The organism is Massilia sp. Dwa41.01b (assembly GCF_014171775.1).
GTDB lineage: Bacteria > Pseudomonadota > Gammaproteobacteria > Burkholderiales > Burkholderiaceae_D > Telluria.
Genome location: NZ_CP050454.1, coordinates 4,070,766 through 4,092,088, shown reverse-complemented (window position 1 = coordinate 4,092,088; position 21,323 = coordinate 4,070,766). Strand labels below are relative to the sequence as shown.

The following is a 21,323-nucleotide window of genomic DNA, read 5'->3' as shown; positions in this document are numbered from 1 at the left end:
CGCGCATGTTACCCAATAAACGAATCGAACTGCATGTCGAACTCTTCGAGCGCCTTCTGCGCGTTCTGCATTTTCTTCCTGAACTCCGGCCCGCGCTGCAAGGCCAGGCCCACGGCCAGCACGTCGATCACGACCAGGTAAGCCAGGCGCGCGGAAATCGGCGTGTAGGGGTCGATGTTGAAGACCAGGTCGATCGGAATCAGGACGCTGGCCATGTCGGCCAGCGGCGTGCCAGAGGGCGCCAGCACGATCACGTCGGCACCGCCCCGGCGCGCCAGCTTGGCCGAGCGCACCAGCGCCGGGTTGTTGCCGCGCTGCGAGATCGCCACCACGCAGTCGCCTTCGCGCAGCAGGGCGGCGGCGATCGAGTGGATGGCCGGGTCGGTATAGGACACGGTGGGCACGCCCGAGCGGAAGAACTTGTGCTGGGCGTCGGCGGCCACGAAACCAGACGTGCCCTGGCCGTAGAACTCGATCTTGTTGGCGCGTTTCAGGATGTCGAGCGCACTCTGGATCAGTTCAGGTTTCAGGTTGTTTCGCAGGTCGAGCAGGGTGTTGATCGAGCGGCTGCAGATTTTATTGACGAGGTCCGCCGCCAGGTCGTCCTGGGCCGGCTGCTCGTTGGCGGCCGGCAGGGCCAGCGCCAGGCCTTGCGCCAGTTTCAGCTTGAATTCGTGCCAGCCGTCGTAGCCGAGCGTGCGGCAGAAACGCACCACGGTCGGTTCGGATACCTGCGCGCTTTTCGCGAGCGCCGTGATGTTCTGGCTGACCGTGGTGTTGGGGGACTCCAGCACGGCCAGCGCCACCTTGCGCTCCGATTTGGAGAGCGAGTCGAGCTGGGTGCGGATCGAGTCGAGCAGCATGCTTAATCTTCGGGGAACGGTGAAGCAGGGGTTTCGCATTGCATCGCAATGCGCCTGCGGAACGGTCTGGCCATGCTTGGCCAGACTCCTTGCGCTCTCATTATTAATCTTCCAGGAGCGGTGGAGCAGGGGTTTCGCGTTGCATCGCGACGCGCCTGCGGAACAGTTCGGCCATGCTTGGCCGGACTCCTTGCGCTCTCATTATTAATCTTCCGGGAGCGGTGGAGCAGGGGTTTCGCGTTGCATCGCGACGCGCCTGCGGAACAGTTCGGCCATGCTTGGCCGGACTCCTTGCGCTCTCATTATTAATCTTCCGGGAGCGGTGAAGCAGGGTTTCGCATTGCATCGCAATGCGCCTGCGGAACGGTCTGGCCAAGCTTGGCCGGACTCCTTGCGTTGCCATTTTTAGTCTTCGGGCAACGCTTCTTCGCGCCACTGCAAGCCGTCGCGCCCAATGAGCGCCGACGATGCCGCCGGACCCCAGGTGCCGGATGCATACGGCACCGGCGTGCTGTCGTCCTGCTCCCAGTGGTCCAGGATCGGCTCGACCCATTCCCAGGCCGCCTCCAGCTCGTCGCCGCGCATGAACAGGGTCAGCTGGCCGCGCAGCACATCGAGCAGCAGGCGCTCGTAGGCTTCCATGCGCGGCGCCTTGAACTGCTCGCGGAAATCGAGTTCGAGTTCGGCCTGTTTGAGGCGCATGGAGTCGCCTGGCGTCTTTGCCATCAGGTTCAGCGACAGGCCCTCGTCGGGCTGCAGGCGGATGACCAAGCTGTTCGGCTGGAAGCTCGACGTCGGCTGGTTGAAGATCGAATGCGGGATCGGCTTGAAGCGCACCACGATCTCGGCCAGGCGGTCGGCCATGCGTTTGCCGGTGCGCAGGTAGAAGGGCACCCCGGCCCAGCGCCAGGTGTCGATCTCGGCCTTCATGGCCACGAAAGTTTCGGTCTTCGACTGTTTCGGCGCGTCCGGCTCGTCGCGGTAGCCCGGCACCGGCTGGCCGTCGACATAGCCGGCGCGGTACTGGCCGCGCACGATGTTCTGGGCCAGCGTGGTCGGGGTGAAGCGCTTCAGCGAACGCAGTACCTGCAGCTTGGCGTCGCGCACGGCGTCCGGCGAAATCGAGGTGGGCGGCTCCATCGCCACGATACACAGCAGTTGCAGCAGGTGGTTCTGCAGCATGTCGCGCAGGGCGCCCGAGGTGTCGTAGTAGCCGAGGCGGTTGCCGACGCCGATCTTCTCGGCGATGGTGATCTGCACGTCGGAAATCCATTCGCGCCGCCACAGCGGCTCGAACAGCACGTTCCCGAAGCGCAGCGCCAGCAGGTTCTGCACGGTTTCCTTGCCCAGGTAATGGTCGATCCGGTAGATCTGCGATTCGGCGAACACCTTGCCGACGTCGAGGTTGATCTGCTTGGCCGATTCCAGGTCGCGGCCCAGGGGCTTTTCCAGCACCACGCGCGAATTTGGCGTCGCCAGGCCGGTTTCGGCGAGGTTGTCGCAGATCTGCGCGAACAGGTGGGGCGGGGTGGCGAGGTAGTACACGCGCGTGATCGCATCGTCCTGGCGCAAGGCGTCGACCAGTGGGGCATAGGTCTTCACGTTCGTCGCATCGAGGGCGACATAGGTGATGCGTTGCAGGAAGCTCTGCCACTTCTGCACATCGATGCTGTCCTGGTCCTTGATGTGCTGCTTCGAGTGCGTGTCGACGAAGTCGAGGAAGGCTTCCTGCGAACTCGCGTCGCGCCCGACGCAGATGATGCGCGCGGTCGGCGGCAGGTCGTTGGCGACATCGCGCGCATACATTGCCGGCAACAGCTTGCGCATGGAAAGGTCGCCGCTGCCGCCAAAGAAGACGAGGTCGAAGTCAAGAAGAGCCATGGTGTATTCGGTTCGCAAAGAGGAGAAGGAGCTATTGATGTAAATTTACTACATGAATATGCTCTTGGCAAGAAACTCTACTACGTAATTGCGGCGTGGCGCGGGTTGATGGTGCCACAAGAGAGGGAGGTAGGGCGCGCCTCTTCTGGTGGGTGGGAGTGGGATGAGTCACGGCGTAGGGTGGTCGGCTCCACCCGACGATATGATCGACGACTACATATGCGCCGCCCACGCGTTTAACAGCCGCATGACGATCGCGCTGCTTCACAGGGCCGATTCCTCCTTATGCAGGACCGCGTCGTCTCAAGGATTGTTGAACTACGCGTTCAACGTTCGCCCGATATGTCGCGGCCTCGCACGAAGGAAAGGCGGACCTTGTGAGGGGAGCGGCCCTGCATGCGCCGGTTGAACGCGTGGGCGGCGCACACGCCACGTCAATGCACGAAGCGGGGTGGAGCCGACCACCCTACGCGTCAGCGCCGGTAGTCGGCGCTGACCACTCCCGGCACATCCACCCGCAGCGACAGCACCTTGCCCGTCAACGGATACTGCGCGACCTCGGCGGCCGAGCGACCATGGCTGGCGCTGGTGATGTACAGCGTGCGCAGGTCGGCGCCGCCGAAGGCAACGGCGGTCGGGCAGCGCACCGGCAGCGGGATCTCGCGCAGCAGTTCGCCTTCGGGCGAGAGCTTCAGCAGCCGGCCGCCCTCGAACATCGCCACCCAATAGTTTCCTTCGCTGTCGACCGTGGCGCCGTCCGGGCGACCACCATAGTCGGCGGCAGTCTTGTCGGTCGAAAAGCTCAGCAGGGTGCGGCCGTTCGCCGGCGTGCCGCTGGCGGCATCGAAATCGTAGCGGTCGATGCGGTGGCTGGTGGTGTCGGCATGGAACATGGCGCGTCCGTCAAGGCTCCAGGCCAGGCCGTTCGAATTGGTCATGTTGCCCGACCAGGCCAGGTGCAACGCGTCGCGTTCGAGCACGTACATTTCCGCCATCGGCTTGTCGCGCGGCTCGTACATGGTGCCGACCCAGAAACGGCCCTGCGGATCGACGCGGCCGTCGTTGAAGCGGACAATCTTCGTGTCGTACGGCGCCGGGCAGATGTCGGTCATCGCTCCGCTGGTTGTATTGAGGCGCACGAAACCCAGGCGCGTCGCCACGACCAGGTTGTTGTCGTCGTCCGCCGCGATGGCCGATGGTTCCGAGGCCATCGTCCAGCTCGAGAATTTGCCGCTGGCCGGGTGCACGCGGTTGACCGTCAGGCCGTTGATGTCGACCCAGTACAGGGCCGATTCCACATCGTGCCAGAGAGGGCATTCGCCGACCTGCATCGGCTCGTGATGGACGACCTCGAATTTCAGGGATTTCATGTCGGCGCCCATCATTACACCGCCGCCTTGGCACGGGCGATCAGGCCATTGGTGGAGCTGTCGTGCGCGTCAAGCCGCGCCTCTCCCTTCAGTTCCGCCTCGACCTGCTTGGCCAGCACCTTGCCCAGTTCCACGCCCCACTGGTCGAAACTGTTCAGGTCCCAGATGACACCCTGCACAAAGGTCTTGTGTTCGTACAGCGCGATCAGGGCACCCAGCGTGGCGGGCGTCAGGTATTCCATCAGGATGGTGTTGCTCGGACGGTTCCCGGGGAAGGTCTTATGGGGCGCCAGGCGCTCGATCTCGGCAAGGGACAGGCCTTGCTGTTGCAGGTCTTCGCGCACCTCGTCGATCGTCTTGCCCTTCATGAAGGCTTCCGACTGGGCGAAGCAGTTCGCCAGCAGCGCCGTATGGTGGTTCTGCAGTTCGTGCGCGGGGCGCAGCGCGGCGATGAAGTCGATCGGCGTCACGTCGGTGCCCTGGTGCAGCAGCTGGAAGTAAGCATGCTGGCCGTTGGTGCCGGGCTCGCCCCAGATGGCGGGGCAGGTCGGCGTGTCCACCGGTTCGCCATCGCGCGTGACGCGCTTGCCGTTGCTCTCCATGTCGAGCTGCTGCAGGTAGGCCGGGAAACGGTTCAGGTCCTGGTGGTAGGGGGCGATCGTGACCGAGCTGGCGCCGAGGAACTGGCGGTTCCAGAAGCCGACCAGGGCCAGCAGCATCGGCATGTTCTGCTCGACAGGTGCCGTGCGGAAGTGCTGGTCCATGGCGTGGGCGCCGGCCAGGAAATCGCTGAAGTAGCCGAAGCCGACCGCCAGCGCGACCGGCAGGCCGATCGCTGACCACACCGAATAACGCCCGCCCACCCAGTCCCAGAACGGGAACATGTTGGCCGGGTCGATGCCGAAGGTTTTAATTGCTTCCACATTGGTCGAGACCGCGACGAAGTGTTTCGCCAAGGCCTCTTCCGGCGCATCGTGCAGGAACCACACGCGCGCGGTTTGGGCGTTCATCATGGTCTCGGCCGTGGTGAAGGTTTTCGAGGCAATGATGAAGAGCGTGGTTTCCGGGTTCACCTGTTCCAGCGCGGCGTCCATGTCGTGGCCGTCGACGTTCGACACAAAATGCATCTTCAGGCGCGGGTGGCTGTACTGGCGCAGCGCCAGGCAAACCATTTTCGGACCAAGGTCGGAGCCGCCGATGCCGATGTTGACGATGTCGGTGATCGGTTTGCCGGTATGGCCCAGCCATTCGCCGCTGCGCACCGCGTCCGTAAACGTCTTGATGCGGGCCAGTACGGCATGCACGTCGCCACTCACATCCTGGCCGTCCACGGTCAATTGCTGGTCGCGCGGGGCGCGCAGGGCGGTGTGCAGGACGGCGCGGTTTTCGGTGTTGTTGATCTTTTCGCCCGCGAACATCGCGTCGCGCCGGGCCTCCACGCCGCGCTCGCGCGCCAGCGCTGCCAGCAGTTCAAGCGTGCGCCCGTCAAGGCGGTTTTTTGAATAGTCTAGGAACAGGCCGGCGGCCTCGATCGACATGCGCTCGAAGCGCTGCGGATCAGCCGCGAACAGGCTGCGCATCTGCCAGTCTTCCGCCTCTACGGCATGGGTTTCGAGGGCCTGGAAACTGGTCGTACTGGTCAGTGGGATGGCGGTCATGTTGAGCATGCGATGTTGTTTTAGACAGATTATCGAATGATACAGGAATCGTCCGTAAATTCACTACGTAATGCCTGAGCGAGAATTCGTGGCGTGTAATCCGAATGCAAACGTTCTATCGTAAAAGTGTTCGATTGATCACGTCGTCAGCCCGCGTGGGCACGAGTGCCCACCCTACGTTACGCGGGCGCCAACGACACTATTTTGTACCTCGGCAGGCGGCACACCGTAGGGTGGACACTCGTGTCCACGCCGTATAGCACGGCTGCAAGTCGAAAAGCGAGACCTCGCCACAACCCCATTCCCATTTTGTAGTAAAATTTCAGAATACAATTTCGAAGGAACGATTATGGCGCTCCATCCCGTAGTTGAACAGGTAACGAAGCGGATCATCCAGCGCAGCCGGCCCTCGCGCGCTGCCTATCTTGCGCACCTCGAGGCGGCGCGGGTCCAGGGCGTGCAGCGCGGGTCGCTGTCGTGCACCAACCTCGCCCACGGTTTCGCTGCTTTCCCCCAGAACGACAAGCTGAAACTGCGCGAGCAAAAAAAACCGTCGGTCGCGATCGTTTCGTCCTACAACGACATGCTCTCGGCCCACCAGCCCTTCGAATATTTCCCGAAAGTGATCAAGGACGCCGTGCGCGACGTCGGCGCCGTGGCCCAGTTCGCGGGCGGCGTGCCGGCCATGTGCGACGGCGTGACGCAAGGCCAGCCGGGCATGGAACTGTCGCTGTTCTCGCGCGACACCATTGCCATGGCTACCGCCGTGGCGATGTCGCACAACATGTTCGATGCAGCGCTCTACCTCGGCATCTGCGACAAGATCGTCCCGGGCCTATTGATCGGCGCGCTGCACTTCGGCCATATACCGGGCATTTTCGTTCCGGGCGGCCCGATGACCTCGGGTCTGTCGAACAAGGAAAAGGCGGCCATCCGCCAGCGCTATGCCAAGGGTGAAGCCACCCGCGAGGAATTGCTCGAAGGCGAGTCGGCCTCCTACCACGGCGCCGGCACCTGCACCTTCTACGGCACCGCCAATAGCAACCAGATGCTGATGGAGATGATGGGCCTGCACATGCCGGGCGCCGCCTTCATCACGCCGGGCACGCCGCTGCGCGACGCACTGACACGCGCGGCCAGCGAGCAGGCGGTGGCGATCTCCCAGCAGGGCGGTAACTACATGCCGATCGGCCACATCGTCGACGAGAAAAGCATCGTCAATGCCATCGTCGCCCTGCACGCGACCGGCGGCTCGACCAACCACACGCTGCACCTGGTGGCGATCGCCCGCGCGGCCGGCATCGTGATCGACTGGAACGACTTCGACGAGCTGTCGAAGGTCGTCCCTTCGCTCACCCGCATCTACCCGAACGGCGAAGCCGATGTGAACTATTTCCAGGCCGCCGGCGGTCCGGGCTTCGTCATCCGAGAGCTGCTCGATGCGGGCCTGGCGCACGAAGACGTCAACACCATCCTGGGACACGGCCTGCGCGCCCACTGCAAGGAACCGTTCCTGAATGATGCCGGCAATGTCGTCTGGCGCGACGTGCCGGCCCAATCCGGCGATGAGTCGGTGCTGCGCAAGGCCTCGAACCCCTTCGCCAGCAACGGCGGCATGGTGCTGGTGCAGGGCAACCTGGGCCGCGCGGTGATGAAGATCTCGGCCGTCAAGCCGGACTACCACGTGATCGAGGCACCGGCCATCACCTTCGATTCGCAGGAAGATTTCATGCTGCGCTACAAGGCGGGCGAACTGAACCGCGACTTCGTGGCCGTGATCCGCTTCCAGGGCCCGCGTGCCAACGGCATGCCGGAACTGCATGCATTGACGCCCGCGCTGTCGAACCTGCAGGATGCCGGCTTCAAGGTGGCGATGGTCACCGACGGCCGCATGTCGGGCGCGTCCGGCAAGGTGCCGGCGGCGATCCACGTCTCGCCGGAAATCCTGGCCGGCGGCCCGCTCGGCCTGGTGCGCGATGGCGACATGATCCGCGTCGACGCGGTCGAGGGCACGCTCGACGCCCTGGTTCCGGCCCAGGAATGGGCAGGGCGCAGCATGGCCACCGCCGACATCTCGAAGAGCCACATCGGCATGGGCCGCGAGCTGTTCGCCATGTTCCGCAACCACTCCAGCCCGGCGGAGGAGGGCGCCGCGACCTTCCCGCTGCCATCGCCGATTCCCACTACCGTGCCGCTGCATGAAGGCATGCATGCCGAAGAAGGCCAGCCCGGTTCCGACGAAGACTTTCTTTTCAAGGCACAGAAATAAGATGACTACGACCATGACCGTACTTGACATCATGCGCTCGGCGAGCGTGATCCCCGTGATCGCGATCGACGATCCCGACCACGCCGTGCCGCTCGCAAAAGCCCTGGTGGCCGGCGGCATCCGCGTGCTGGAAGTGACGCTGCGCACCGCGCACGGGCTGCAGGCGATCCGCGACATGGCGCAGGTGGAAGGCGCGATTGTCGGCGTCGGCACCCTGACGCAAGGCGACGAATTCGCCGCCGCACGCGATGCCGGCGCGGTCTTCGGCGTCTCGCCCGGCCTGACCCCGGCGCTGATCGAGGCGGCGAAAAAGAGCGGCCTGCCGCTGCTGCCGGGCGTGATGACGCCGTCGGAAGTGATGGCGGCGCGCGAAGCGGGCTTTAAACAGCTGAAGCTGTTCCCGGCGGTGCCGGCGGGCGGCGTCGGCATGCTCAACGCGATCGGCGGTCCGCTGCCGGACGTGACCTTCTGCCCGACTGGCGGCATCTCGATCGATACCGCGCCGAGCTTCCTCGCCTGTAAAAACGTGGCCTGCGTGGGTGGTTCCTGGCTGACGCCGAAAGATGCGATGCTGGCGGGCGACTGGGGCCGCATCACCGAGCTGGCGCGGGCCGCGGCGGCGCTGCGCAAGCAGGCCTGAGGTCATCCGTTTCACCGGGCATGCTTTGCTGCGCAAGGTATTGCCCGGGTACTGAAGCGGCGCCTGCCCGCAGGCGCCGCCAATGAACACTGCGCTGCGATGGCATGACGCGAGCCCATCAGCATGGTACCCTCGGCGCATGCTATTTCGCCTGTTAAACATGCTGTTGCTCGGGTGCGCCTTGCTCGCCTCGAGCTCTCCCTCCGCGGCAGCGCAGCCTGGCGCGCCCGCGTTCGACCTGAAGGTGGAGCACGTCGACGGCAGCGAGGGCGCCAAGGTCTACCAGATCGCCTCGAGCGGCACGGTGGTGGCCAGCCGGGCCGCGGTCTGGCGCGTCCTCACCGACTACGACCATCTGGCCGAATTCCTGCCCAACCTGAAAAGCGCGCGTGTCGTCTCGCGTAGCGGCGACAAGGTCGTCGTCGAACAGCTGGGCACTGCCCGTTTTCTCTTTTTCAGCCAGACCATCCGCCTGCGCGTGCAGGTACAGGAATCGTCGCCCGACCGCATCGATATCAGCCTGATTGACGGCGACATGAAGGTCTTCCGCGCCAGCTGGGAGCTCAAACCGGTGCCCGGCGCGGGCGGCACTCGCGTCGTTTACAACGCGACCATCGCGCCGAAGTTCGATGTGCCGGGGATCGTGGGCACGGGCGTGGTCAGGAAGGATATCGGCAGGATGATGGGGGCCGTGTTGCAGCGGGCGGAGCGGCAGGAGTAACAGCTCCGGGCGCAACTTCAGCAGAGGCAGATAGAGGCATTGGAAATGCGACTACATACCGAGCAGACGGAAGTTCCGGTAAGCAAAGACTCCGCAAGCGAAGGGCTCATCCCGTCGGCGTGGCGGCCGGTCCTGAAGAACGTCGTCGATGCGTTCGCTCTTCAAGACTACGCTCTTGCGGATCGGGTGAGCGGCGTGGCTCCGATATCCGAGGACACCGCTATCCAGATCCGCGAGTACATTGAGGACTACGGCGCGACGCTGCTTCCGCTTCCAGAAGCATCATGGGACACCTCCGTTTGCATCTGGATGAACGGTCACTGGGATGCGCTTGTCGATCTCTGGACGGAAGAGGAGGGCCGTAGCGACCTCGTATTGCAGGTTCAGGTATCGGAAGCAGACAATGGATATGCCGTGACCGTTCATATGGTGTACGTGCCATAACGTTCCCGGTGGCGACGTGCGCCTGAGAGGCTACTTCGACCTGTATTCCCGACCTGCATCAATTAAGATTGGCTAGCCTCTCAATCGTGTACAAGCAAGCAATGAAGAATGTCCTCCGTGCCCGCAGTCCGCATGTGCATCGCTGGCGCCCCCTCAGCGCAGGCGAAATCGCCATGGCCTCGCTGCTGTTCCGCGATGCCGTCGATTACGGCCGCGTGCGCATCCACGGCCGGCGCTACATGCCTTTCCAGCCGAAGAACTGCTGCATGACTCCGAACGGCAGCATGTACTTCCATCAGTCCTGCTTCCTCGACGACTACTCTCAAGCGAACATCACCGGCCAGCACTGGTTCATGCACGAAATGGTGCATGTCTGGCAGCACCAGCTGGGCTACCCGGTGCGCCTGCGCGGCGCCATCCGCATCAAGCTGCCGTACCACTACGACCTGCACGAGGATGCGAGCCTGGCGGACTACAACATGGAAGCGCAGGGCGACCTGCTGGCCGATTACTTCGTGCTGAAATTCTTGAAGCGACCCGATGCGATGCGCCAGCGCCGTTACGGCGGCGCGCTGGCGCTGTACGAACGGGTGCTGGCTGGCTTCCTGGCCGATCCGGGCAGCCGCGACCATCTCCACCGCGGCCTGGCCGGGCGCATTGCCCGTCTGGGGTAGGGCGTCTGCCACGCCACAGGACAGCAGCGCCTGTCTACCCTGATTGCATTGAGTCGGCTCAATACTGCTGTGCAACCAGGCCTTAGGCTAGGCGCTCCTTCCTGTTTTCCGACACGGTCATGAAGCGTCTACTGACACGACTCCTCGTCATATGCCCCGTCTTCCAGCTTGTGCTCCCGGTGCAGGCCGCAGGCCGTGTCGGCGAGGCGGAGGTACGCGCGGGAGCGAATGGCAACGCATGCTTCACGATTGCGATGGACGAGGAGCGCCGCGGCGGCGGCCCGGAGTTCCAGTCGGTGAAGGTCAGTGCGCCCGGCGGAACGGTGATGTGGAAGATGGCGATGCCGCGCGAGCGGACTTTCCCGCTCAATGCAAGCATGTGCATCCCCTACGGAGGGCGGGTGCCGGCCTTGCCGCAGACGGCGGCGGCTCCCCTGGCAGAAGGCGTCGTCTACCAGGTACAGATCGACACGCGCCAGACAGGCAATCGCCCCACGCATTACCTCGCCCGTTTCTGCCTGGTGCGCGAAGGGCGGGGCGTCGCTCGCGTGCACCGCATCGGCGCGAGCGGGCAGTCCGAACGCGCCGTTCCCACTTGCCCTGCGCCGGGCGCCTGAGCCGTCTTTTCCGTCCCGCCCGGATCGGCGCCGCGCTGCAATCGAAAGGGTGCCGGATGCCTCCTTGTCGAAGGTCCGCAAAAGACGGGGAAGGGCAGGGCCGATCCGTTAAAATGTCTGCATTTCCACATTTCCCATTGCGGACATCATGACTCAGGACGAACTCAAGCAAGCCGTGGCGCGCGCGGCCATCGATTACGTGGTCGACGGCGAAATCATCGGCGTCGGCACCGGCTCGACGGCGAACTTCTTCATCGACGAACTGGCGAAGATCAAGGACCGCATCAAGGGCACCGTCGCTTCGTCCGAAGCCACCGCGGCGCGCCTGCGCGGCCACGGCATTCCCGTGTTCGACCTGAACGATGTCGAGTCGATCGCCGTCTATATCGATGGCGCCGACGAGATCACCGCAGCGGGCGCGATGATCAAGGGCGGCGGCGCGGCGCTCACGCGCGAGAAGATCGTCGCCTCGGTGTCGAAGCGGTTTGTCTGCATTGCCGACGGCTCGAAGCTGGTGAACACGCTGGGCAAGTTCCCGCTGCCGGTCGAAGTCATCCCGATGGCACGCGCGGCCGTCATGCGCAAGCTCGCGCAACTCGGCGGCCAGCCGCGCCTGCGCACGAAGGCGGGCGGCAATGATCCCTTCATTACCGACAACGGCGGCGAGATCATCGACGTGGCCGGCATGGAGATTGCCGACCCGGTGGGTGTGGAAACGCAGATCAACGGCATCGTCGGCGTGATCGCCGTCGGCCTTTTCGCCCAGCAGGGCGCCAACGTCTGCCTGCTCGGTACCGCCGACGGCGTCAAGACCCTGACCTTCTGATTCGGAGCGACCATGAAACGTGTGCTGGTACTGGTGATGATTGCTGCCCTGGGCGGCTGTTCGATGTTCAGAAAAGCCGAAGGCGCCGCCCGCGCCGCCCGCTGTGGCGGCCAAGCCGGCGCCCGGGCTCGTCGATGCCAACGGCACGCCGATCGAGCGCATCCCTTACCGCATCGGCGTGTCCTCGACGACCGTGGAACAGATGGCGCGCCAGAATGCCTGCACGGGGCAGGGCGCCGGCCTGGTGACGGTGCCGGGCCCCGTCGAGATCTACCGCTTGCAGTGCGCCGACGGCAGGGTGTTCATGGCTCGCTGCGAACTGCGCCAGTGCAAGAAGATGTAATGCTGCCGGCGGCTTGAAGAGACGGCGCCGGCATATCTGCCGCGCCAGTTCCTAGTCGGTCACCCTGCCGCGCAGCGCCTTGATCTGGCCGCTGCGCGTTTTTTCGTCCAGCCGGCGCCGCTGCGAGCCGCGCGTCGGTTTCGTCGGACGGCGTACGACCGGCACCACGGCCGCCTGGTCGACCAGCGCCTGCAAGCGGCCCAGCGCGTCTTCCTTGTTCTGTTCCAGGCTGCGCGAACTCTGCGCCTTGAGCACCACGACGCCCTCGCGGGTGACGCGGGCATCGCGTAACTCCAGCAAGCGCTCCTTGATATGCGGCGGCAGCGACGAGGCATGCACGTCGAAGCGCGCGTGCACGGCGCAGGACACCTTGTTGACGTTCTGCCCGCCCGGTCCCTGCGCGCGAATGGCAATGAATTCGACTTCAGCCGGGTTAATAGGGACCGTCACGTCGGGTTCCCGGTTTGCTGTGATTGTTCAGTCCTCAAAATCGTTCCCTGATGTGTGCGACATGCGTGTCGATTGCGTGCTGGCCGCGAGTGTAACCGGATCGCGCGCACCTGGAAGCTGGAAGCGGATTCCTATCGTCGCACTCGTAACAAATGTAACGTGTGGCATCTTTTTTTCGAAAGCGGTAATCTTATTCATAACAAATTGATAAGGAGTTCCACCATGAACAAGACCACCCTCTCCGCACTGATGCTGGCTGTCGCGGTCCTGGCTACCGGCTGCAAAAAAGCCGATAACGATCCATCGACCGGTCCTGCCCAGGAAGCCGGCAAGGCCGTCGACCAGGCTGGCGCCGCTGTCGCCAGCGACGTGAAGGAAGGCGCTGCCGTCGTCGGTGCAACCACCGAGCGCGCTGCCGAGAACGTTGGCCAGGCCGCTGACCATGCCGGCGATAAAATCGAGAACGCCGCCGAGCGCACGGGCGAGAACCTGAAGCAAGCCGGCGCCGAAGTGAAGCAGGAAACCCGCGAAGCCGGCCAGGACGTCAAGGAAGGCGCCGCCAACGTCACCGAAAAGGCCGGCAAGGGCCTCGAGAAGGCTGGCGAAAAGATGCAGGACGCTTCCAAGTAAAGTTTTCGGAGGTCCCTCCGTTGCGGCACCGATTCTGTCGGTGCCGTGTCTCCGGCAGCCGCCTTTCTGTGGGGCAGACACGCGGCTGTGCGGAGCCTTTCGCCTTTCTCTCCTCCAGGTCAGCTAGCCGCTCCGGCTATTGCTCGGCGATGTGAATCTTGCTCTTGATGTGCTTCAGGCTCGCGACGATCGTGAAGGTCATGATCACCAGCAGCGACCACGAACTCCATTTGCTCAGGTGTACCAGCGACCACGCGCCCAGCTGGTTCGGATACCGCCACACGCCCCAGAAGGTGCCGATGTTTTCGGCCAGCCAGATGAAGAACCCGATCAGCACGAAGCCCAGCATCAGCGGCATTTGCCGGTCGCGGTCGAGCGGGCGGTAGATCACGACGGTGCGCGAATACAGGCCCAGTGCGCAGGCGGCCAGGTACCAGCGGTAATCGCCGATATAGTGATGGGTGAAGAAATTCGCGTAGATGAGCATGGCGATGGTCGCTGCCATCCAGTAGGGCGGATGATGGCGGATGCGCAGGTCGAACAGGCGCCAGGCCTGGACGATATAGCTGCCGACCGACGCATACATGAAGCCGGAAAACAGCGGCACGCCCAGCAATTTCGTGTAGGCAAAATCCGGATAACTCCACGACTGGATGTTGCCCGAGACCTTGAAGGCCTCCAGCGCGAAGCCGACCACGTGGAACAGGCACACGGCCTTCAGTTCGTCCCAGGTTTCCAGCTTCGAGAACACCATCCAGAACTGGATTGCCACAGCCACGAGCAGGAGCACGTCGTAGCGGGGGATGCCGAGGATGCCGGCGCGCGGCATCAGGAGGACGGCTGCCATGAACAGGAAGACGAACAGGCAGGAACGCGCGTTCTTGATGCCGAAATACCAGAACTCGAGCAGGCCGCGGCGCAGCCCGGCCAGCTGGCGCGGACGGTTGTCGAGCAGCAGGTTGTCGATCGCGGCAATCATGTTCATGTCGGTGCGCCGAAGCGGGAAGGGGCGGACTCGTCATTCTACGATGGGCTGGGCGGCGCCGGTATAGTCCTGTCGGCGCGACAATACACATTCAGTCATTCTGGAGTGCCCCAGTGAACACGGACCTCGTCTGCACGATCGGCCACTCGAACCGGCCGATCGAAGAATTCATTGCCTTGCTCAAGGAGAACGGCGTCGCCTGCCTGCTCGACATCCGCACGGTGCCCAAGTCGCGCCACAACCCGCAGTTCGGCCAGGACCAGCTGCCCGTCTCGCTGGCGGCGGCCGGCATCGAATACCGCCAGGTGCCGGGCCTTGGCGGCCTGCGCCGTGCGCGCAAGGATTCGCCCAACAGCGGCTGGCGCAATACCTCGTTTCGCGGCTACGCCGACTACATGCAGACGGCGGAATTCGTGGAAAACGTCGAGATGGTGATCGCGCTGGCCGCCACCACGCGCTGCGCGCTGATGTGCGCCGAGTCGGTTCCCTGGCGCTGCCACCGCTCGCTGGTGGCGGATGCGCTGCTGGTGCGCGGCATTCCGGTCGAGCACATCATCAACCCGGGCAAGCGGCGGCCGGCGAAGTTGACGCCGTTTGCAAGCGTGGAGGGGACGCGGATCCTGTATCCACCGGAGGAATCAGGAGAGGCTCCGGAAGCGACGAAAGCTGAAGGCTGCTGTGAGTAGGGTGGGCTCTCGAGCCCACGCCGTCGAGCCCATCCATGTCGAAACGCATCCATCAGGTTGCAGTGCATGAACAGCGGACATTTACTGACTGTGCGGTACGCGACAGTACGACAGCGTGGGCTCGAGAGCCCACCCTACGAACCACAAAAACAAAGGCGGGCCTGAAGCCCGCCTCGAGGTCCCGATGAGGACGTAGTACTTACGCCGTCGGCGGCACGTAACCCACAGCCTGATCCGCGCCTTCGCCGAAGAAATGCTTTTCCATCTGCGTCGCCAGGTACTTGCGCGCGCGGTCGTCGGCCAGGTTCAGGCGATTCTCGTTGATCAGCATGGTCTGGTGTTTCAGCCAGGCCTGCCAGGCTTCCTTCGACACCGACAGATACAGCTTCTTGCCCATTTCGCCGGGGACGGGCGGGAAGTCCAGGCCTTCGGCTTCCTTTTGTAACTTGATGCAGTTGACCATACGGGCCATGATGCGCTCCAGATTCGGTGAGAAAACAGCGATTATAAAGTCTTGATGAAAATCTGTGACTTGCGCTGCCAGTTATACATGTGCTGGCGGTCCTTCGGCAGGTCGTCCACGCTGGCCGGCTGGAAGCCGCGCTTCTTGAACCAGTGCGCGGTGCGGGTCGTCAGCACGAACAGTTTGGTCAGGCCCGAAGCGCGCGCGCGGTTCTCGATGTGCTTCAGGATGCGCTCGCCATCGCCCTGGGCCTGCACGTCCGGGTTGACCGTCAGGCAGGCCATCTCGCCCATCTTCGCTTCGGGGAACGGATACAGCGCCGCGCAGCCGAAAATCACGCCGTCGTGCTCGATGACGGAGAACTGGTCGATTTCGCGCTCGATCAGTTCGCGGCCGCGATACACCAGCGTGCCGTCCGCTTCCAGTGGTTCGATCAGCTTGATAATTCCGCCGACGTCCTCAATTGTGGCCTGGCGCAGGCTTTCCAGGTTTTCGTGGCTGATCATGGTGCCCACGCCATCGTGGGTGAACAGCTCGAGCAGGGCCGAGCCATCCATCTCGAAAGGAACGATGTGGGCGCGGTCGACGCCGCTGTTGCAGGCCTTGATCGCATGGCGCAGGTAGAAGGCCGCGTCCGGCGGCAGGAAGTTCGCCTGCAGCACGGCCTCGGCCTGGTGCGAGGACAGTTCGCGGATCTCGGTGCCGGCGGCATCCGACATCATCGGCGTTTCGGTGATGAAGATCAGCTTGTCGGCATGCAGGGCGATCGCCGCCGAGGCCGCAACATCTTCCATCGTCAGGTTGAACACTTCGCCGGTCGGCGAGAAGCCCAGCGGCGAGAGCAGCACCAGGTTGTCCTCGGTCTGCAGGATCGGGGCGATCTTGTCGGCGGCGATCTTGCGGGTCATGCCGGTCAGTTCGAAGTCGACGCCGTCGATCACGCCCAGCGGACGGGCGACGACGAAGTTGCCGGAGACGATGCTGATCTGGGCGTTCGACATCGGCGTGTTCGGCAGGCCCTGGCTGAAAGCGGCCTCGATATCGAGACGCAGTTCGCCCGCAGCTTCCTTCGCGCATTCCATTGCGGCGGTGTCGGTGATGCGTACGCCGTTGTGGAAGCGGCCCTCGACGCTGCGCAGCGCCAGCTGTTCGGCCACCTGCGGACGCGAACCGTGTACCAGCACGACGCGAATGCCGAGTGCGACCAGCAGGGACAGGTCTTGCGCCAGCACCGGCAGGGCGCCGGCAGCGACCAGTTCGCCGGGAAATGCAACAACAAACGTCTTGCCGCCAAAGGCATGAATATACGGCGCGACAGAACGCAGCCACTGGACGAATTGGGTAGGGTTTTCCATTTGCCGCATTATAATTCGCTGCGCGACTTGCGCACCAAATACCTCGTAAAAACAATGTCTGAACAGAGTAACAAGCCTTCGCCGGACACGGCGCGCGCAGCAGTTCCCCAGCCTGAATCGAACCCGGCGCGCGAACGGGCGAATGCCGAGTTGCGCGCACCGCTGACGCAGACGGGCGAAGTCCTGCAGACGAAGCCCGAGCGCAGGCATCCGGGCGAAGAGCGCACGCCAGGGCGCACTGCCGGCGAAGCGCGCGGCGGACAGCCGCGGCCCGTGCGCGCGGAAGGCGAGGGGCGTGCACCACGGCCGCAGGGCGAGCGCACCCAGCGTGCGCCGCGTCCGCAAACCGGACCGCGTGCGCGCGGCGAAGCACGGCCGCAAGACGAACCGCGCCCGCGCGGTGAAGCACGGCCGCAAGACGAGAACCGTCCGCAAGGCGCGCGTGCTCAGGGCGAACGCATGCCACGCGAACGCGCGCCGGCTGCCGAGAAAGCACCGCGCGCACCGCGCGTACGTACGCCGCTCCCTCCGATCACCTATCCCGAAGACCTGCCCGTCTCGGGACGCCGCGCCGAAATCGCCAAGGCCCTGATGGAGAACCAGGTCGTCATCGTCTCCGGCGAGACCGGCTCGGGCAAGACCACCCAGCTACCGAAGATTTGCCTGGAACTGGGCCGCGGCGAGCACGCCATGATCGGCCACACCCAGCCGCGCCGTATCGCCGCGTCCTCGACCGCGAAACGCATCGCCCAGGAACTCGGCTCGCCGCTGGGCGAACACGTCGGCTTCAAGGTGCGCTTCAACGACACGCTGCAGCCGGGCGCCTCGGTCAAGCTGATGACCGACGGTATCCTGCTGGCCGAAACCCAGACCGATCCGCTGCTGCGTGCCTACGACACCATCATCATCGACGAGGCGCACGAACGCAGCCTGAACATCGACTTCCTGCTCGGCTACCTGAAGCAGCTGCTGCCGCGCCGCCCGGACCTGAAGGTGATCATCACTTCGGCGACGATCGACGCCGAGCGCTTCGCGCGCCACTTCCAGCAGGGCGAGAAGAAGGTACCGGTGATCGAGGTGTCGGGCCGCCTGTACAAGGTAGAGGTGCGTTATCGCCCGGTGGACCGGGATCCGGTCGCCGCAGGTGGTGGAAGCGGCGGCGTCGACAACAAGCCTGCTCCCAAGGCCCAGCAGGCCCGCGAGAAGCGCGACCTGATCGATGCCGTGGTCGACGGCGTGGATGAACTGTGCCGCATCGGTTCGGGCGACGTGCTCGTGTTCCTGCCGGGCGAGCGCGAGATCCGCGACTGCGCCGAGGCCTTGCGCAAGCACCATCCGCCCCATGTGGAAATCCTGCCGCTGTTCGCGCGCCTGTCGGTGGAAGAGCAGGATCGCGTCTTCCGCACCACGAACGCGCGCCGCATCGTGCTGGCGACGAACGTGGCCGAGACCTCGCTGACCGTGCCCGGCATCCGCTACGTGGTCGATACGGGTCTCGCGCGCATGAAGCGCTACAGCTTCCGCAACAAGGTCGAGCAGCTGCAGGTGGAGCCGGTCGCGCAGTCGGCCGCGAACCAGCGCGCCGGCCGCTGCGGCCGCGTGGCCGACGGCGTCTGCATCCGCCTGTACGAGGAAGACGATTTCAACCAGCGGCCGAAATTCACCGACCCCGAGATCCTGCGCTCCTCGCTGGCCGCCGTCATCCTGCGCATGAAGTCCTTGCACCTGACGGACGTCGAGACCTTCCCCTTCATCGAACCGCCGCAAGGCCGGGCGATCGCCGACGGCTATCAATTGCTGCAGGAAGTGGGCGCGGTCGACGAGACGAACGAACTCACGCCCCTGGGCCGCAAACTGGCCAAGCTGCCGCTGGACCCGCGCGTGGGCCGCATGATCCTGGCGGCGGTCGACAACGACTGCTTGAGCGAAATGCTGGTGATTGCCTCGGCGCTGTCGGTGCAGGACCCGCGCGACCGGCCGATGGAATACCAGCAGCAGGCCGACGAGAAGCATAAGAAATTCGCCGACGAGAAGTCCGAGTTCCTCAGCTACCTGAAGATCTGGGCCTGGTTCGAAGACGCGATCGAGCACAAGAAATCGAACCGCCTGCTGCAGGAAAACTGCCGCGCCAATTTCCTGTCGCAGGTGCGCCTGCGCGAGTGGCGCGACGTGCATTCGCAGCTGCTCACCATCGTGCGCGAGCAGGGCTGGCGCCTGAACGCGGCCGCCGCCACCTACGACCAGCTGCACATGGCGCTGCTCACCGGCCTGCTCGGTAATATCGGCTTCAAGGGCGAGGACGAGCCGGGCGCGGGCTATCTTGGCGCGCGCGGCATCAAGTTCCACGTCTGGCCGGGTTCCTCGCTGACGAAAAAGCCGGGCAAGTGGATCATGGCCGCCGAACTGGTCGAGACCACGCGCCTGTACGCGCGCTGCGTGGCGCAGATCCAGCCCGAGTGGGTCGAGAAGATCGGCGCGCACCTGCTGAAGAAATCCTGGGGCGAACCGCGCTGGGAGAAGCGTCCGGCGCAGGTGAGCGCACTGGAACGCGCGACCCTGTACGGCATCGTCGTCTACAGCGGCCGCCGCATCAACCACGCGTTGCACAATCCGTACGAGGCGCGTCAGATCTTCATCCGCGATGCGCTGGTAGCGGGCGACTACGAAACCCGCTCGGCGTTCTACGCGCACAACCACAAGCTGGTCAAAGAGATCGAGAACCTCGAGCATAAATCGCGCCGCCAGGACGTGCTGGTCGACGACGAGCTGATCGCCGCCTTCTACGACGCCGAGATTCCGCAGGACGTGGTCAACGGCGCCGGGTTCGAGAAGTGGTACAAGGACGCGTCGCGCGACAACCCGAAGCTGCTGTTCCTGAACCGCGAAGAGTTGATGCGCCACGAAGCGGCTGGTGTCACGACGGAACTCTTCCCGAAGACGATGAACGTCACCGGCATCGAGATGGGACTCTCGTACCACTTCGAGCCGGGCAGCCTGCGCGATGGCGTGACCTTGTCGGTGCCACTGTTCGCACTGAACCAGATTCCGCTCGAGCGCGCGGCCTGGCTGGTGCCGGGCATGCTGAAGGAGAAAGTGCACCTGCTGCTCAAATCCCTGCCGCAGAAGCTGCGCCGCCACTGCGTGCCGCTGCCGGACTACGCGGCCCGTTTCGTCGAACGCATCCATGCGGCGCGTGCCTTCGGCCGTGGCGACCTGATCGACGTGCTGATCCTGGATATCCGCGCCGAGACCGGCGTGAACGTCCTGACCGGCGACTTCAAGATCGAGACCCTGCCGGCGCACCTGTTCATGAACTTCAAGGTGATCGACGAGCACGGACGCCAGCTCGACATGGGCCGCAACCTGGCGACCCTGCAGGCGGAACTGGGCGGGCAGGCGCGCCAGAGCTTCCAGAAGATGGCCGCACCTCTGACAGCATCGGCACCGGCCGTGGTGGCGAAGTCGCCGTCACCGCTGGCGCCGACGCCGGCAGCCGCGCCTGGTCCGGCGAAGGGCGGGGCGCCTGCTGCAAAAGCCAAGGGCGGCAACGCACCGGCCACGAACGCGCCGGCAGCCGCCGCCGGCCAGCATACGGGACTCACCAGCTGGACCTTCGGCGTGCTGCCCGAGCTGCTCGAGATCACCCAGGGCAAGCTGACGCTGATCGGCTTCCCGGCCCTGGTCGACAAGGGCAGCCACTGCGACCTGGAAGTGTTCGACGACCCGAACGTGGCCGCGCGCACCCACCGCGTCGGCCTGCGCCGCCTGTTCGCGCTGCAGCTGAAGGACCAGTTGAAATTCGCCGAGAAGAACATCCCCGGCCTGCAGGGGATGGGCATGCAGTTCATGACGGTCGGCTCGCAGGAAGAGCTGCGCGACCAGATCGTGCAGAAGGCGATCGACATCGCCTGCCTGCAGGACCCGCTGCCCACAAGCGCGGAGTCCTTCAACAAGCGCAAGGATGAAGGCAAGGGCCGCATTGGCCTCCTGATCAACGAGATCGCGCGCCTGGTCGGTTCCATCCTGGCCGAGTTCCATGGCATGCCGAAACGCCTGAACGGCTTGCCGCCGGCGGTCGCTGCCGACATGCAGGCGCAGCTGCAGGGCCTGGTGCACAAGCGTTTTATCGCCGACAACGAGTACAGCCAGCTGGCGCACTTCCCGCGCTACCTGAAAGCGATGAACGTGCGCCTGGAAAAGCTGCGCGGCAACCCTTCGCGCGACGCCCAGCTGATGGCGGAGTGGCAGAGCGCCGCCAGCCAGTGGCAGCGCATCTCCAGACAGCCGGGAAAAAGCAATGATCCGCGCATGACGGAATACCGCTGGATGCTGGAGGAATTGCGCGTGTCCCTGTTCGCGCAGGAGCTGCGCACGCCGATGCCGGTGTCGGCAAAGCGCTTGCAGAAGGTGTGGGAGTCGATGATCAGGTAAGGTGGCGCCGTGCCGGC

Annotated in this window: 19 protein-coding genes; 11 read left to right on the top strand and 8 right to left on the bottom strand. The window is 64.4% G+C overall.

Translation table 11 applies throughout. The annotated features are described in order from the left end of the window. Positions 1-8: 8 nt before the first annotated feature. From G4G28_RS18805 to pgi, 4 genes are all read right to left on the bottom strand, one after another. Positions 9-863, bottom strand: coding sequence for an SIS domain-containing protein (locus G4G28_RS18805; RefSeq protein ID WP_182989447.1), 855 nt, complete (start codon positions 861-863; stop codon positions 9-11). A gap of 405 nt (positions 864-1,268) precedes the next feature. After that, complete coding sequence (zwf, locus tag G4G28_RS18800) at positions 1,269-2,744, bottom strand: glucose-6-phosphate dehydrogenase (protein WP_182989446.1); 1,476 nt, start codon at positions 2,742-2,744, stop codon at positions 1,269-1,271. A gap of 473 nt (positions 2,745-3,217) precedes the next feature. Further along, a complete protein-coding gene (locus G4G28_RS18795; RefSeq protein ID WP_229425195.1) occupies positions 3,218-4,114 on the bottom strand; it encodes an SMP-30/gluconolactonase/LRE family protein in 897 nt (298 codons plus the stop codon). 14 nt (positions 4,115-4,128) lie between these two features. After that, positions 4,129-5,772 carry a glucose-6-phosphate isomerase gene (gene pgi / locus G4G28_RS18790; RefSeq protein ID WP_182989445.1) on the bottom strand — a complete coding sequence of 548 codons (1,644 nt, stop codon included), beginning with the start codon at positions 5,770-5,772 and terminating at the stop codon, positions 4,129-4,131. 349 nt (positions 5,773-6,121) lie between these two features. On the opposite strand from pgi, the gene edd reads away from it, so the two are divergent. The 8 genes from edd (at position 6,122) to G4G28_RS18750 (ending at position 12,306) form a co-directional block, all read left to right on the top strand. Next, complete coding sequence (edd, locus tag G4G28_RS18785) at positions 6,122-8,041, top strand: phosphogluconate dehydratase (RefSeq protein ID WP_182989444.1); 1,920 nt, start codon at positions 6,122-6,124, stop codon at positions 8,039-8,041. Between the two features lie 13 nt (positions 8,042-8,054). Continuing rightward, complete coding sequence (eda, locus tag G4G28_RS18780) at positions 8,055-8,681, top strand: bifunctional 4-hydroxy-2-oxoglutarate aldolase/2-dehydro-3-deoxy-phosphogluconate aldolase (protein ID WP_183107710.1); 627 nt, start codon at positions 8,055-8,057, stop codon at positions 8,679-8,681. A 160-nt stretch (positions 8,682-8,841) separates the two neighbouring features. Further along, positions 8,842-9,402 carry an SRPBCC family protein gene (locus G4G28_RS18775; protein WP_229425194.1) on the top strand — a complete coding sequence of 187 codons (561 nt, stop codon included), beginning with the start codon at positions 8,842-8,844 and terminating at the stop codon, positions 9,400-9,402. Positions 9,403-9,447: 45 nt separating this feature from the next. Beyond that, on the top strand, positions 9,448-9,846 hold the full coding sequence (locus G4G28_RS18770; protein ID WP_202033673.1) for a hypothetical protein: 399 nt from the start codon (positions 9,448-9,450) through the stop codon (positions 9,844-9,846). A gap of 101 nt (positions 9,847-9,947) precedes the next feature. Further along, entirely contained in the window at positions 9,948-10,520 is a 573-nt protein-coding gene (locus tag G4G28_RS18765; RefSeq protein ID WP_202033671.1) for a Rhs element Vgr protein, read from the top strand. A gap of 119 nt (positions 10,521-10,639) precedes the next feature. Beyond that, positions 10,640-11,137: a hypothetical protein gene (locus tag G4G28_RS18760; protein WP_182989442.1), complete on the top strand. Its 498-nt coding sequence runs from the start codon at positions 10,640-10,642 to the stop codon at positions 11,135-11,137. 148 nt (positions 11,138-11,285) lie between these two features. After that, complete coding sequence (gene rpiA, locus G4G28_RS18755; RefSeq protein WP_182989441.1) at positions 11,286-11,963, top strand: ribose-5-phosphate isomerase RpiA; 678 nt, start codon at positions 11,286-11,288, stop codon at positions 11,961-11,963. Positions 11,964-12,066: 103 nt separating this feature from the next. Next, entirely contained in the window at positions 12,067-12,306 is a 240-nt protein-coding gene (locus tag G4G28_RS18750; protein ID WP_182989440.1) for a hypothetical protein, read from the top strand. Positions 12,307-12,357: 51 nt separating this feature from the next. On the opposite strand, the gene arfB is transcribed toward G4G28_RS18750, so the two are convergent. Next, positions 12,358-12,756: an alternative ribosome rescue aminoacyl-tRNA hydrolase ArfB gene (gene arfB / locus G4G28_RS18745; RefSeq protein WP_182989439.1), complete on the bottom strand. Its 399-nt coding sequence runs from the start codon at positions 12,754-12,756 to the stop codon at positions 12,358-12,360. 222 nt (positions 12,757-12,978) lie between these two features. Here arfB and G4G28_RS18740 point away from each other — a divergent pair, with 222 nt between their 5' ends. Beyond that, the gene (locus G4G28_RS18740; RefSeq protein WP_229425193.1) at positions 12,979-13,386 is read left to right on the top strand and encodes a hypothetical protein; all 408 of its coding nucleotides are present in this window, start codon (positions 12,979-12,981) and stop codon (positions 13,384-13,386) included. A 136-nt stretch (positions 13,387-13,522) separates the two neighbouring features. Here the strand turns inward: G4G28_RS18740 and G4G28_RS18735 are convergent, their stop codons facing one another. Continuing rightward, positions 13,523-14,365, bottom strand: coding sequence for a DUF817 domain-containing protein (locus G4G28_RS18735; RefSeq protein WP_182991881.1), 843 nt, complete (start codon positions 14,363-14,365; stop codon positions 13,523-13,525). Positions 14,366-14,484: 119 nt separating this feature from the next. Between G4G28_RS18735 and G4G28_RS18730 the strand changes: the two genes are divergently transcribed. Next, positions 14,485-15,057 (top strand): DUF488 family protein, encoded by a 573-nt coding sequence (locus tag G4G28_RS18730; RefSeq protein ID WP_182989438.1) that lies wholly within the window; start codon positions 14,485-14,487, stop codon positions 15,055-15,057. A gap of 199 nt (positions 15,058-15,256) precedes the next feature. On the opposite strand, the gene G4G28_RS18725 is transcribed toward G4G28_RS18730, so the two are convergent. Continuing rightward, the gene (locus G4G28_RS18725) at positions 15,257-15,529 is read right to left on the bottom strand and encodes an oxidative damage protection protein (protein ID WP_182989437.1); all 273 of its coding nucleotides are present in this window, start codon (positions 15,527-15,529) and stop codon (positions 15,257-15,259) included. Between the two features lie 32 nt (positions 15,530-15,561). Next, positions 15,562-16,875, bottom strand: coding sequence for an amino-acid N-acetyltransferase (argA, locus tag G4G28_RS18720; RefSeq protein WP_182989436.1), 1,314 nt, complete (start codon positions 16,873-16,875; stop codon positions 15,562-15,564). 459 nt (positions 16,876-17,334) lie between these two features. Here argA and hrpA point away from each other — a divergent pair, with 459 nt between their 5' ends. After that, positions 17,335-21,306, top strand: a complete 3,972-nt coding sequence (gene hrpA, locus G4G28_RS18715) for an ATP-dependent RNA helicase HrpA (RefSeq protein ID WP_183108488.1) — start codon at positions 17,335-17,337, stop codon at positions 21,304-21,306. The last annotated feature ends 17 nt before the right edge of the window (positions 21,307-21,323 follow it).